The organism is Sideroxyarcus sp. TK5, from assembly GCF_054601595.1.
In genome coordinates this window covers 1-14616 of sequence record NZ_BAAHSJ010000018.1, presented here as the reverse complement: position 1 = coordinate 14616, position 14616 = coordinate 1, and the positions used below count along the sequence as shown (strand labels likewise).

At 51.9% G+C, this 14616-nt stretch carries 11 protein-coding genes; all 11 read right to left on the bottom strand.

Annotated features, from left to right (window positions below):
- Positions 1-96: 96 nt before the first annotated feature.
- Positions 97-1422 (bottom strand): nSTAND3 domain-containing NTPase, encoded by a 1326-nt coding sequence (locus ACYPYQ_RS13390; protein WP_459724414.1) that lies wholly within the window; start codon positions 1420-1422, stop codon positions 97-99.
- A 98-nt stretch (positions 1423-1520) separates the two neighbouring features.
- Positions 1521-2693, bottom strand: coding sequence for a Wadjet anti-phage system protein JetD domain-containing protein (locus tag ACYPYQ_RS13385; protein ID WP_459724413.1), 1173 nt, complete (start codon positions 2691-2693; stop codon positions 1521-1523).
- 2 nt (positions 2694-2695) lie between these two features.
- Positions 2696-6127 carry an SbcC/MukB-like Walker B domain-containing protein gene (locus ACYPYQ_RS13380; RefSeq protein WP_459724412.1) on the bottom strand — a complete coding sequence of 1144 codons (3432 nt, stop codon included), beginning with the start codon at positions 6125-6127 and terminating at the stop codon, positions 2696-2698.
- Entirely contained in the window at positions 6114-6776 is a 663-nt protein-coding gene (locus ACYPYQ_RS13375) for a DUF4194 domain-containing protein (protein WP_459724410.1), read from the bottom strand. Before ACYPYQ_RS13375 ends, ACYPYQ_RS13380 begins: the two co-directional genes overlap by 14 nt.
- Positions 6769-8247, bottom strand: a complete 1479-nt coding sequence (locus ACYPYQ_RS13370; RefSeq protein WP_459724409.1) for a Wadjet anti-phage system protein JetA family protein — start codon at positions 8245-8247, stop codon at positions 6769-6771. The genes ACYPYQ_RS13375 and ACYPYQ_RS13370 overlap by 8 nt, the downstream gene beginning before the upstream one ends.
- Entirely contained in the window at positions 8229-9062 is an 834-nt protein-coding gene (locus tag ACYPYQ_RS13365; RefSeq protein WP_459724408.1) for a WYL domain-containing protein, read from the bottom strand. The genes ACYPYQ_RS13370 and ACYPYQ_RS13365 overlap by 19 nt, the downstream gene beginning before the upstream one ends.
- A 229-nt stretch (positions 9063-9291) precedes the next feature.
- Positions 9292-9897 carry a hypothetical protein gene (locus ACYPYQ_RS13360; RefSeq protein ID WP_459724407.1) on the bottom strand — a complete coding sequence of 202 codons (606 nt, stop codon included), beginning with the start codon at positions 9895-9897 and terminating at the stop codon, positions 9292-9294.
- A gap of 295 nt (positions 9898-10192) precedes the next feature.
- The gene (locus ACYPYQ_RS13355) at positions 10193-11239 is read right to left on the bottom strand and encodes a DUF4917 family protein (protein ID WP_459724406.1); all 1047 of its coding nucleotides are present in this window, start codon (positions 11237-11239) and stop codon (positions 10193-10195) included.
- Between the two features lie 66 nt (positions 11240-11305).
- A complete protein-coding gene (locus tag ACYPYQ_RS13350) occupies positions 11306-11938 on the bottom strand; it encodes a DUF6988 family protein (protein ID WP_459724405.1) in 633 nt (210 codons plus the stop codon).
- Positions 11939-11990: 52 nt separating this feature from the next.
- Complete coding sequence (locus ACYPYQ_RS13345; protein WP_459724404.1) at positions 11991-12461, bottom strand: hypothetical protein; 471 nt, start codon at positions 12459-12461, stop codon at positions 11991-11993.
- A 273-nt stretch (positions 12462-12734) separates the two neighbouring features.
- The gene (locus ACYPYQ_RS13340; RefSeq protein WP_459724415.1) at positions 12735-14504 is read right to left on the bottom strand and encodes an AAA family ATPase; all 1770 of its coding nucleotides are present in this window, start codon (positions 14502-14504) and stop codon (positions 12735-12737) included.
- Positions 14505-14616: the final 112 nt, after the last annotated feature.

Here is a 14616-nt window from a genome sequence, read left to right as displayed (position 1 = left end):
CTGTCGATCAGCTCTGCGGGTAGTGCTTTTGCTACGGTCATCGCGACTCCTTTCAAAGTTCCGGCAGTTTCCTGCCTAATGACCGTTTACACAAAATTACTTACACCCTCCAAGCGCCGAGCGACTGCCTGCATCAAGAGTTCGTATGATTTCTTTTAGCAACCCCATTGATTGGGCCACAAACTCATCCAACCCGCTCTTCGAAAGAATAAGGTTCTTTGTGAAGAGTGGGCTGCCTAGACGCCTCGCTATCTCAGGACTAAAACGCTGATGGGAGGCCACATCCGTCAAGAATGGTTTAACTCTAGTCTTAAACTGGGAAGACTGTGTTCCTAGTCGAATATGGTTGTAGAGTATTTGCTCACGCTCTTCTTTCGTTAACCTCTCTACATTTATTACTACTTGTGACTCATGAATATAAGGGAACGCTGATTCCTTAAGGTGGTTTCTCGCCGAGCGGTAAATATAGTCACGAGATGTGAAGACGACTCTAGCCCCACGGCGAATTGCTGCATGAACATGGGGAAACACACTGTTCCATTTTACTGTACTTGACCAGTCAAGTTGAGTAGCTCCGAAGGCGTCATCCACCCAAAAGAACTGTTTGGGTTCATGCGGATTCGAGTGCCGAACAAAGTCATCTGCATTTCGAATCTTTACTGTCGAGCAACCCCATTCATCTAGCGCTGCTACAGCTAGTGATGCGGCAATTGTAGATTTACCGCAGGCTGGTTCACCAAGTAAAAGTACAAAACCATGCTCGACCAATGCCCTTGCGCTCTTCTGGTACGCATCTGTAATGACGAATTTAGCCAAGTCGTCGCCGAGTGCGCTGAGTAACTCTTGTGCTTGGGAATATGCGCGCTCGTCCAATATTTGGCTCAAGTCGCCAAGGCCATACACTCGTGGAACAAGCATGCGTAACCTAGGAGACTCGCGGATAAATTGAGAAATACGCTCTGCGCCATAAACCGCGAAGTGCTTAATGCCTGGTATAGACTCAAATGCCTCGCGAACATTTTCATCTGAAACACCGGTTAACCGTGCATTTGTAAGTAGGAGGTAGTTGTCTGCGAGCCCCCGAGCTGCAAGGCGTTCTGCCTTGGTTAGTTCGTCCCGTAGATCAGAGAGATGAATAGCGCTGGCAGGTTTGGATGTAAATTTACACTGAACCGTGAATGATCCCTGAAGGGATTCCGCAGCCTGTATGGCCCATGTGCCATAGAAAGCTCCGTCACGTCCTCCATCATGTGAATCATGAAAGCCTTGTACCGTCTGCCCCCATACTTCACTCACTACAGAAACACAAAGTTGCTGAAAAGCTTTCCATCCAAGTGAATGAAGCTCGTAATTTACTTCAGATGCTTGTGCACTAGCGGGATAATTGGTTGGCAAATGAATTTCTCCTAAGTTAGTTGGCATCTATATAGCCAAACTAGAAATTGGCGTTAACGTTTAGTCGACCTGGGGTAGCTGAATGTTGTATGATTCATTGAGCATTTTCATTTCCCTATACATAGTTATCCCAAGCTTTCCTGCTCAACCGTAAACCCCGCCTTCTCAATTTCCATCGAGATTTCATCCCAGCCTGCTTGTCTAGCAAAGTACGCCATACGCTCAATCGTTTTCGGGCTCGCAGATCGGCGATGTTCCGTCGGAACATCTTGAGGGTGCATCTTCATTGGGAGAATGTTGTGCCCTGCCCTGACGGCTTCTTTGGCTAGCACGGAGGCAATCCTGAAACCTCCCTCGTCTATATCCCCCCAGTGGAAAACGGGAACCTCTCTTGGCAACCCCTGCAATATGCGGACGTACATTTCGCGCCATGGCGGATTGGGCATGCCGGCTGTGTAAATCAGCAAGACATTTTCCTCATGTCGAGCCCTAGCCTCTTCATGAAAGGTCGTTTGATTCTCAATGGTGATGACAACTGACGGCACGCTCGCGATCCGTTTCACGGATTCGGCCGGGAGCCCCGAGTATGGGGTATCCAGTTTGGCGGCAACTCCTTCCCGTTCGACGACTACATTTCCGGCCATCCTCACCGGATGCTCTTCCCTGAAAAGGCCGATATCGTTCCAGATCTCATACCCTTCCCTGCCACTGACCTCAATACTGCCAGTCAGCAGAACATCGAGAGGAACTTCAAGGCGTCGAATCCGTTTCGTGTCCTTAAAGAGTTTTCCGCTTGCCACGTTGAGCGGCATTGAGATGATTCCCTTCCTGAGGTTCTCTTCAGAGAAATCGATCACTTGGATGGCATCGAGCCAGTCCTGAACGGAGGTGGCGTCATGGTTGCGCACTTTGCGCAACTCCTTCCACTGCTCAAGAACATCTGCCAAGACGGGGAATCTGCCAACAAAAGGAGCAAGGGTCTTACCGGCCCGCTCCAGTGTTGCATTCAACGGTTCTCGACCAAGGAAATTGGCGAGTATGACGGGGTCACGAACCACCACGCGCACGATAAACCCTTCCTGAGCCCCCCGATCTGCCTTTTCTAGGTCAACTGCTCTCGCCATTCTTGCTGATTCGAAGACGGCGTCAAAAGCTTCTTTTCTCTGCAAGGAGTTGCAATGAAGGTAAGCCGATAGGTTCGATGCAGTCAGCGCGGCCACACGAGAACGTCTACCCGCCTCCTCCTTATAGGCATCATCGAGAAGTTTTCCGAGCAATGTACGGGCTAGTGCTTCCATGATCAGGCTGCCGCAACCGTCGTGCCTAACTTGGCCGCCCTCATGGTGGCGAGCTCCGCAGGCAGAAGCGTGTCATTGAATTCGGGGATATCTCCCCGGAACATCTCGCGCGTCTCCTCAGATACATCGTGACCGGTAATCAATGCAGTGCTGGTTTCCGCATCCCTGACGATGTCGTAGTAGCGATGCAGGAAGGCCGTCAGCGTTCCTTGGTTCTCTCCCGGGCTAGCCAGGAACACCTGTAAACCGATCGCCTCCATGTAGCGCATCGTAGCCAGGATGTTGCCAGCGTCCATCTTGTTGAATGCCTCGTCCAACAGGATGAGTCGGATTCCGTCGGTGTTGCCCGCATCCAACTTATACGCCGAGGCCAAAGCTGCGCCGGCAATCACATAAAGGGGGGCCCGGTGCTCACCACCGGAACCACTCTTGGCACGTCTGCTCAACATGCCTACGCTCACGAGCTTCTTCTCGCTCGGGTCGTCACGCAGGATTTCGATGTCGAAATCGAAGAATTCCCGGTAGTCATCAAGAGGATTCGGTGCACCGGCCCCGCCCGGCGTAACCTTCTCCCCCAGCAATTTCTCGAACTCTTCAGGCATTTCCCCCGCACTGCCAAACAAGTCGCCTCCCGGCCCATGAGCAGCAATATCTTTCACGAACCTGAGCAGGTCGCTTAGGTGGGGTTTGACAGTTCGGCGGAACTGATATCGTTCTCCATTGGTGAAGGCCGGACAAGTGCGCAAAACCTGATTCAGCCTGTCCATTGACAGGCTCATCTGATCGAGGTTTGAACTCAGGGCGACGGCGACATCGGTACGGAATGTCTCCTTGGATGCCTCATAGGCATCCGCCACCTGCTGTTCGTAATTGACCAGATCAGTCTCGCGTAAGCGGCCAAGCAGCATTGCCATCCATTCTCGTACGCTACGCCAGTCGCTACTGTCACAGGCAGGACCGGCGTCACCGCTGTATTTCTGCCTGAAGATGGCAGACTCCTGAAGCCCTCTGTTGATGGAATTTTGCATTGCTTTTGCAGTTGCCGCCTGCTGAGTGCCGCAATGTTCTGCCATCTCGTGATAGCGAACATCGAATTTCTCAAGCAGCGCGTCCCACTGCCTTGAAGCGTAATCACGGTCGTATTCGGCATCTGACGTAGCTTGTTCTGAAACTTGAGTGGCTCGCTCAAGCGCACTTTTTGTGGATGTTTCCGTTTCTATACAATTCGCGAGCTTTATTTCTGCCGCGACAATTTTTCCGGCGATGGAATTGAACTGTTGTTGCAGCTGCTTTACCAGTGAATTGGCTAGCTTCTCAGCTTCGACCAAAGCGGCATATTCTTGGTCTGCCGGGCTCTCGGCCTGTGCTTGCAGATTGGCAAGCTCCAGCCCCGAACTGATCAGAACTTCGTGCACTTCAATCGCCCTGGATGCCAAGCTTGACTCTCCAAGAAGCCATAAAGCTTTTGTGAGTTTCTCAATCTCGGCGACTTCAGATTCCAACTGTTGAATGCGAGATTTTCCATCCCGGATCTCACGCTTGACCGCATCCAGCTGTCCAGGTTCGCCCGCTCCGATCTTGAGTTCAGACACCGATACCAGCTTGATACGTTCATACTCGCCAGACTGAACGATCATTCCATCCTGCGTCAAAGTCCTTTTTCCAGAGATTGCATCCTTGTCGCTCACTGCTCGCATCATGTCCCCAAAGCGTCGGCGCAAATAGGAGACGGCGGCAGGATGGTCGCCCTCTATCAGTTCTGCAACGGATCCCGGTAGAGGTTGAACATCATGTTGCTTGCTTGCAGCAACGATCTTTGCTCCATAGATTGTTCGCGGACCGGTCAAACCTCGATAAATACCGAACGCCTTAGATTCCTTCTCGGAACCCTCAATGAGCAATGCCTCAACATTTCTTCCAAGGTAGGCCTCGATAACTGGCTGCCAGCTCTTATCTGAAATTCTGACGAGATCGCATACCGGGATGGGGGCCAGGCCATTGTCATTGAGTTCACGCATCAGAGATTCCACATTGCCGCTCAAACGCGCTCGCCCCTGACTCACCCGGCCGAGTGCCGCCTGCAACTGTTCCTGTTGGATTGCCTCCTGCTCCAGGCTGGCATGCAGAGCTGCGCTGACAGGTCGAAGTGCATTGATTGCCTTGGTGGCAACAGCAGAGATAGGCTTCAGCGCTTTCGAAAAATCTTCTGAGCTTAGCTTGGTATACCCCACTTGTTTCAACTCGATGGCCTGACTCTGAACGGAAGAAATCTCCGAAACTATGCCCGACAGTTTGGGGTTAGAAGCTGCAGTTTTGAGCGTGTTGGCAGCCAGCAGCAGTGCGCCATTGATATCGGAGGTCGCTTTATCTGCCGCGCTTTGTTGCGTATCGATTCTAGCCTGGCGCAAACCATTCTCTTGATGGGCGGAATGGTTGATGCGCATATTCATTGCGGATTCTGCGCTGTTTTGGGCATCCTGCAATCGTCTGCCAGTTGTATTGGACTCGCGCTTCAGTTCGTCGAGGACGTCCTGTGCTTCCTGCATTTTTCCCATTGCATCGTCCGCCTTAGCGGCCGCATCTTCACGCAAGGCCAGCGCTTTGAGCCCGCCCCAAGTTGCGGCCCGAATCGATGCGTCTGCAGCCGCATTCAGTTCTCGCTCGACCTTCTCGCCATCCTCGATCTTCGTCCTGATTTCCTTGATCTTGTCGCGCAATCTTTTGAAGGTATCGGTAACTTCCTTGAAGCGTTGGATGTTAGTTGGTCGAGCTTCCAGAATATCGCGGCGAATGACCTCATCCACTTGGTCATTGAATTTCATCTTCAGGGCGAACCTGAATGCGCTCTTGAAGGCTTCCGACGAAGGAACACCAGCCCCACGAAGTGCATGAAGCACTGCCTTGATGTACCGTTCCGAGTCTGTGTAAAGAGGATCCTCGCCGGATACCTTGGAGCGTTCCTTGATCTGGATGCGGAAGGCCTCCCATGACCTGGGTTGTTCCTTGTTATCGAACACCTCCAGATGGTCATGCATGGCCAGTTCGATGCCCGGCAGGACATACCGCCCTCGAACCTCATGTGAGTCGCTGCCGGTCGAAGCGTAAATACAAACCCCCATCGACAACGGCTCCTGCGTTTCGGTGTCGCGCCAGACCATGGTGATGTATGTCGTCGAATTGTCCCGCACCACACGATCATCATTCATCCCCAGGCAATAGGATTTGATGGTGCGTGCACTCTTGTTTTCGTCAGCTTGAGCGTTCAGTGTCACCAGATTGCCATTGGCACCGAACATGGCGATCTGCATCGCATCGATTAGTGAGCTTTTTCCGCTGGCATTCGGGCCAAAGATGCCGGTGATCTCTCCGCAGCGAATGTCCTCCCGTTCGAACAGGTAGAAGTTGACCACCTTTATGCTTTCAAGCCGTTTCATCTTCAGCCCCTTCGCTATCAACCCCAACACTCTCGCCGCCTTCGCTATCAGAATCCCCGCCTTTCGACCAGCGGGTAAGCTTTTGCAATGCGGTATCCCCAAGAACCTCTACGATTGCAGGACGAATCAGGATGACTGACTCGGCTTCTGAATCTTCCATGTCGCTGTCGCTGGCAATTCTGACCAATCCCCAGCGCTTAAGCTGTCGGAACAGGGAATTCAATTCCATCTTTCCCGGAAGGTCGCGTCCTGTGGCCAGTTGATATTTCTGCTCCAATTCGACCAGCTCGCAGGCGACCTCGCTTTCGTCGTTGGCCATCTCCCCAACCTGCATGGCCTGGTCGTAAATGCTGCGCAGGACCAACGCCAACAGGGTTTGATTGGTGGTGGCGCTCCCGGCCTTCGCATGTCTCGGACGGGCGCAGATGTAGTTCAAGAGCGTGTTGATCTCGATGTCTAAGCCGAGCGGATCGAGCACCTTCTCGAATTCGCGCTTGTAGTCCTTGATGATCCAGAACGCCTTGCGACTCTGAAGATCGGCGTAATACAAAACCTGTTCAGCAACCAATCTATAGGCTGTCATCTCGAAATCCTCCTCGACATAGCGCCCATCGCTGCGCTGGGCTAATTCTTCCCATTGCTTACTCATGATTACTCTCCGATTTGTTGCGTCGAACTCGCTTCTCAAGCTGGAATGGAGCTGATGAAATCAATGGGCGCGGCTCTTCCTCACTTCCCAATCGCTTCACCTCCAAACCAGGAGTGGCAGCGCGCGCATTCGCTTTCAGCAAGTGCCCCTTGGCGCTCATATGGAGGCTCAGAGCCGATAAAGTCTGGAACATGCGCACATCAGCAATGCCATTCAGCGACAGTTCATTGCTGGCAATAGCCGCGCGATCCTTCATTTGCTTACGGGAAAATTCCACAAGTTTGACCGGGGTGACCTCGCGGGCCAGTCGGGCTCGCCTCATGATCGCGGCGTAGGCTCGTTTCTCATCTGAAACCACTGCATTCCTGAATGCAGTAGGCTGAGAGCGCTGGCTCGCCTTCTTGGGTTCGGCCAGACCTGCGGGAGTTACCATATCTCCAGGCGGAAATGGATCAGACATTTGATCCAAGCCATTATTCAATATTGATTCAATTGCTGCTCGCACCAGATGCTCTGAAGGCATCATCGAGCGCAACCTGTAGTCCAAATATGCCATTGCCCGTTTGTTGGCCTTGCCGATTTCATCATCAAGTCGCTCAAGGAATTCATCGATCCTCGATAAGTCGTTCAGACGCTGGACGTCACGCTCGAACAGTCGGGTTGCCTTATCGTGGTTGCCATGCGACAGCTTTGAGTCATACCAATTCATGAGCCCCTGTTTGCGTGATTCCGACTCGATGATGCGCTCAACCTTTTCCAATATTTGCTGCCGCTTTGACAATGGGTGCTCTTTGGTCCGCAACTCCCGGTAATCGCCAATGAATACCCGCTCGATGTAGTCGTTGAAAAAACGGTGAACATATTGGGATGTTGATTCCTCCCTGCTCAGCTCTTCCATGAAGTCGTGGATATTGGTGCCTGTATTTCTGACGTGCTCAAGCAACGCTCTGGCTTGCCTGGCCGCTTCATTGAAAACATCGCCCGAAGCTTCTCCGTCAACAACCAGCTTTAGATTCGCATCGATTGAGCGGATCTTTCCTGAGAGGAAAACTGGATCGGCTTCTGCAAACTCGACCACCATATCCAGAAACTGGCTGACGGTAGGATGCATGGATACCCTGCGGTCAAAGCGAGGATTCTCAATTCTGAACCAGCCGCAATCGTGCAGTCGGTCGAAAATTGCCCTAGCCCGCTGTTCGATGCTGCTACTGTCAGGTAAGTTTTCCTCATCGCTCCATGCCTCCTGGAGCTCAAGCTCATCGGCGATGTCTTGCAGGATTTCCTTGACCGTGAATCCCTTGACTGGGGGCACAGGCGCATCAGGCCCGAACCGCCTGGAATGCAGATGGCAAAGCAGCGCCCAATAGCGATGTCTGTTTTCGGAGGCCAAGGGCGCGAATATGCGGTCGGGGAGCTTTGCAAATAACTTCGAGACAGCTATTTGCCCATAGGTCAGCGAGGGAAAAGCCATGGCTCGACCTCCTTGATGTTGGAAACCGCAAGTTGATAGTTGGGCTGACATTGCTTCCTGGTATCGATGGCTGCTCGTATTTCCTGTATGAAATAGCTCACCAGAGCCCCCCGGCAAACAACCACCCTTGCTGAGGTATTCTTGAAATACTCGAATCTGATGACGGATTCTTGCTCCGGCGTAAGGTCTGGATGGGCAACCAGCCTGACTCGCACCTCTGTCATCCACGCCTTGTCATCGTCCATGAACTTTTCGGATGGCATCTCGATCAGATTCGCATCCATGATTCGGCCTAGCGCATAATCCCTGAACTGTTTCTTATCCGAACAATAGGCCCTGACATGCCAACGCCGGCCAACGTGAACAATGGTGTGCGGGGAAAGCATTCGCTTATGCGGCTGCGGCTCGCTCATGGAGCGGTAAGTAATTTCGACCATGCGATGAGTTCTCGCTGCAATCGAGAGGGTCGAAAATATTCTTGGATTGGGAGTGCTAATGTCAGGGAATGCCGCAACGACAGGATTGCCGTTGGAATTCATCGCATGCGGCAACCCGACTATCGAGAGGTACTGAGCGAGATCTCCCTCTGCTCCATCTTCATTCGCATAGAAGATCGGAGTGGCATCAAAAGAGCGCTTGATGCTATTCATATTCAGCCAGTCAGGCGACTGATCACGAAGTTCTCGTATCCACTGGCTCGCTCTGATTGAACTCAAGCCGAACAATTCACGGAGCCTTGCATTACTTATGCGCCCTTCCCAAGTCAGCAAGAGCTTCAGCTGCCGCAATCGATTCAGGTCGATTTTCTTTGCCATATGGTTGATATGATAAATTACATGATATTGTAAATTATATACTATGATAAATTATATTAACAAGCTTGAGCTCCACTGCGTCATGCTGGCTCTAGCATCGGGCATGGCGTGTTTGTCCGTCGCGAATCGGCCAAAGCGACCAATTCATCATGCATTGGATGTGACAGCTTAGCTGACCAAAGCAGAAATCAACGTTCGAGGTGAGGCCGCACATTTGGCACGCGGAGGCTCATTGGGATGGGTTCCAGTACCGCTGGATTGTTCGTTGCAATCGTTCGCTTCTCCAATCGTCGATCTTTCGCACTACCGTCTCATGCTTCCGCTGGAAGGAGTTGCATCTCATGTGCTCAATATCATTCCAGAACCAGACTACTGATTGAAGCATCTGCTCCAGCAGTGGCTGAGGCAACGTGATTGAGTCAAAAGATGGAGTATCAGGAGCGTCGAGGGGAACTTGGATAGAGAACGGGCCACTTATCACGATTCCCGGTGGTAGCCTGCTGTGCCACAGGGCCGGACAAATGGTGTAGACACGTTGTGCGGAAGCGCCGTTACCATGCCTAATGGCATTGCCAAGCGACTGTAGAAGATCCAGGTCGGCATACGAATCAAATGCTTGGAGCGGTACGCCAAGTAGAGCCTCGAAGTAGGACTGAATGCCTGGAGACCTTTCACTCCACGTTGCTTTCTGCAGGGTGTTTGCATTCATCCCGTGGTTCAGCTTGGCATCGCGGTTTATGAGCAACTGGCGCAACCCGCGCTCCCACATTGACTGCGTTGCTATCAGGCATCCCTCTACTGTCTTCTGAAAAAGTTCCGCGAAGTCGTCTTCCATGAACACGCTTGTTGGATCGTCGCTATTTCGAAGCCGAACGAGCTCGTGGTCAAGCGCTCGAAGAGACGGCCTAACTACGTTGTCGCGAAAGAGCGTTAGCGACTGAATATGGCTCGTAGCCAGCAGACCGACTGACTCATGGTCAAGCCATGCGTAGGTTGTGATGTCGCAGAAGGAACTTTCCATGCGAAATTCTATGCGATTGACGTGCCGCAGCAAGGAACTTTGCGGCCTAATGCGGAGCTAGCCGTCTGCGCGTCTTTTCGCGCAGGTCCGGTAGATGCAGGGTTATGCTTCAGCTCCATCCCCAAATATCGGTGGTCTTTGCGTCAAATACTCTGACCTTGCACTTGAACTGATTCTGAATCTGTTCAATGTGGTGCAAGTCCTCTTCGGAATAGACGCCGATGTAGACGCTAACAAGCTTAGGGAAGTCTTTTCGGCCGTGCTTTGCCGCTCTGTTTATCGCTTCAATAATGTGCTCATCGTATTGGCCAAAATTAAAACCAAACGTTACCAATGTGCCGGTGATGCTGGACAACGAGTCGTAACAGAAGGAGAGATAGTGATTGTGCATTATGTGCGCCAGTTTCTCCTTGCCATTTCCCGCCGTAACGAAGATTGGGTACTCCCCCTTCTCCATTCGGTTCCCGATCTTTTCTAGCAGGTAGTTGTGGGTGTCGTATTCCTCTTTAACGATATCGGCACCAGCGTCAAAGAAGGGCAAGGCCCCGTGAACATAGAATACGTTTTGTTCTTTGCGGTATTTTCCCCACCGTAGCTCAGACCACTCTTGTTCTTCTGCCGGCACGAACTCTCCAGTATCTTCGAGTTCTCTGCCAAAACCGTCAGCGTGTTTAATGGCGGAGTTGCGCATCAATATCCAGTAAAGCAAGAGGTCATAATTCGTGGAAAATATCTTCCCACCAGTGTCTAGGAAAGACTTCAGAAATACGGAGCAGGCTTCGCTCTGGGCCTCGGGTACGGTGAATACATGCTCAGGATGAAGTGCCTGAACAGCTTCAAGTAGACATGTCTTGATCTTGGTACTGGCTGAGTCGATCTTGGCCTTAAGGGCCGGGTCTCCACCGAAGGCACTGATTAACGCGGAGAAGCTATCCAGCTGCTGCATGATGAGTTCGAAATTCTTCGTCTCAATTACGCTAAGGATAGTTGATAAGTCCTTGTCATCCATTTTTTCGATGAAGTCGTGCAAGGCATTGTAGGAAAAGATTTCCGGGTCATAGGCCATGCTGAAACCGTTACCTAATAGTAGGTTAAATTCACGATCATGGTTCTTGCCGATAGAACTCAATACGTCATCGAAAGATTCGAGTTTCATTGTTTGTCCTCAGGTTCTAAGCAGCGGCCGTCTGTTGGTAAATCCGCATGCGCAAAGATTTTGGCATCACAGCGGAGGCGGCATGCAGGCGGAATGTCTTGCTCCTAGATTAAGCACATCCCGCTGCAATGACTGTACGCCGCTAAGGACAGCAGCTTGCATGCCCGAGAGGAGCGCTAGTCCATTTGCGTTACATAGGACGCCATGGGCGAGTGCCACAGGGTATCCGTCTGCGTGTCGCCGTAGTGGGTGGATGCCGGCGTGTGCATACGAATTGAGCGTTTTCCATGAGTTGTCCTTGAAGCGTACAAGCGCCGCGTGCGCTTCCTTAGGGCCGGATTTCTCAAGCGCATCCAACATTTGTTGGATCTGTGGGACGTTCTTTGCTGCTTGCTCGGTATCTAGGTCTAGGTTTGCCGACAGTTTGGACACATCAGAGTCCGAGGCTGCACAGGTCAGCCAAACCGAGCGAACGATGGCTTCGAACTGCGACCGGTGAACCACTAGGGCTGGGGGTAAGAGGCCATCTCGCAGAAGTAATCTCAGCGCATGCCAGTATTCGAACGCGAGCGAGCAAGCGACGTCAGCGGTAACAACCCTAGGGGAGTTGTTGTAGAGAGGGAGGTCGACAAGTGAGAGGAGTTCCTCCGCGACTGCGTCCGACTCGTCGAGGGCGCGGACAAGATCTATTGGGAGCATGTCAGAGGCTTAGCCATCACTGCGCAGGAATGCAGTTCGCTGGAAGGATTTGTTAACTCTCATACGGTAGCTTGAGCTTTGCCGATTCATTGGGTGCGAGCACCTTAATGATTGCAAGGCTGCTTGACAGAGCTTCTTTAGCTTCGTTTTCGTCCTTGAAATATCCGGCATGCGCGATGCTATTTCGGTGTTCGTGCAGCGACTCGATTTGCTTCTGAACTTTTTTAAGTGTTCCCCAAGTTTGTCGATGTTCTGCCGCAGGGCGAATGAGGCGTTTAAACTTTCCATCAAGGCCGTTTGCGAAAAGCAAAAGCGCATCGACATACGACGCGGGAAGGTTGTGCTCAGTAATGAGGAAGTGTCTAACGTAGATGTTAGCTGCAATCTCTGCGGATGTTGCGGCCCGAAGTGTCGAAGCCGAGAAGTCACCACGCTTGAACAATCCTCGCGCCTTCCGCCAGTTGGACTCAAGTCGCTGGTCGTCGGTACGTTCATCGTACGGAATTTCTGAAAGTTTGGCCATGAGAGTAACAGTTATTTAGACGGGCACGCCGGTCCATGTATGCATATTAGTACCGGCAGGCTCGAATGTCTCCTGCATGTAGCTCACTGCATAAGTAACACGCTTCATTCCCGCTTAACCGCTGAGGCCGACGACCGGGCTTCGGCCTGACCGGACGGTCAGGCCATGCGGGGCTGAATCGGCTGTGGACGACCGTTTTTCGGCGAGCAATTTGCAAGGTGCAATGAGTCCTCTGTGCCAATTGCCGACGATCGATAGAGCTACTGGGAAAGCTCAGTCTGGAGTCAGCGCCAAGAGGTTCGCCACAAGCTCTTTCAGCTCGGATTTTTCATTCCCATCATCTCGATACAGTGAACGCGCGATAATCTGCTCAGCTGTCATGCGCGGCCAGAACCTGTCAATAACATCGTCCGATTTCATCCCTACCGCATTTCCTATAATTTTCTTAGCATCACAAGTATCAGTGAAGTCCACATGCACACCGGCTTCGGCGTAGATCATATCCGGGCAAAGGTAGTTTTCGATCTCCCGTTTCCGAGTTGCGTAAAACGCCCTCCCTTTTCCTTCGACCTCTTGCTGACGCTTCTTGATCGACTTCACCTGGCTCGAATCGCCGCCCGTATCTGAATCTAGGAATACGCACCAAGGTAAGCCCAGATCATCGGCGAGGTTCAGTGTTACCCAATGCTTAACACTGCCACAGCCGCCAATCAGGATTGGGACAACACCAACATCCTCAAAATCGGACTCTATATGACCAGCAGCCTTCAGCACCTTGGCCGTATGACGTAGAAAAGTGACATCCGACTTTCCTTCAACTAGTACCACCCCCTTCGCCCGCTCCATACCGGTTTCTGGAAGTACACCGAGGCTCTCAGCAGCTTCCTTCAGCACGCCAGTGTCTGGCATCTTAACAACGGGGATGCCACGTGCATCTCTAGTTACGTAGCGAATGCCCTCGATTGGCATCAAGCCTGCCAGTGCCGGTACATGGGTGGTAACAATGATCTGCCGGTTGGGCTGATTAGCGAGAGTCAACAGTGCTCGCATCAGCATCATCTGATAGTTTGGGTGCTGCGAGGTTTCCGGCTCTTCAATTGCATAGATAACATTGCGTTGCGAGCCGACTACCGCCTTCTCCGCTTCGGCGCGAAAGAAATTCAAAAGAATCAATCTGCGCACACCGCTTCCGCGCTTGTTGATTGGGATGCCGTTCTCTCCATCAAGAGTGAAGCTGAACGTCCACTTCGGTTTTTCCTTGAACCTCGGCTTAAGTTCATTGGCCAGCTCCGGCGCCATTTCGCGCAGCTTGTCGAGGGTACGAGAAGCTACGTCCAGCACACTGGCTTCAATTTGATGCTCCAGTGCACCAATCTGTTCTTGAAGCGCAGCCTGAGCCTCTTTCACCGCCTGCTGCAAGGGGTTCTTCGCTTCGGCATCACCATCGCTGCTTTCACGGTCAGCCTTGAATAGGGCAAAGGTAGGTAGCTGATCCTGAATCTTTCCCCAAATGGACTTGCTATCTGTCGAGAGCCCCTTTTCGACATCCAATAGGGTCTCCTGACAAATGATCGGCGCAGAGGCATTGCGAATAGCCTGTCGCCAGAGCGAAGCTACCCGCTTATCCGAAACCGTTTCAGTAACACCACGCTGCTCCCCCAATTTTTTTATTTCAACGATTTTCATGCTAAGCAGCGTGCTTAGCACCTCGTCGGCTGGATGCTGGCAACAAATTGCCGTACGCTCAAGCTTTCCAGTAGCAGCCTTGAACGTCTTCACAATCTCCAGCGCACCTTCGGAGTTGAGCAAGTACTCCTGAGTCAAGGAAGTCTCAACGTTCTCATCCAACACAAGCGCCGCCGGCAGGTCGTCAAATACGCAGGCGATCTCGAACACTGCTTCTCCTTCTTCTAGGCTGAAGCAGTTCATATCGTTTTTGTCTACCTTGGCACCATCCGTCTCGAAAAAAATAGCCAGTGCTTCGAGGATCGTTGACTTGCCATAATCATTTCTACCAACGATGCCTGTCATGGCCTCATCGATTGTGACCTGCTCCCTATAGACCGTACCATCTAGAAGTTAGTAAAGTCCGCTTTTGAAGAGAGGCGGAAATGAAGAAGAGTCGATTTAGCGAAGAACAGATCATTGGGTTCAT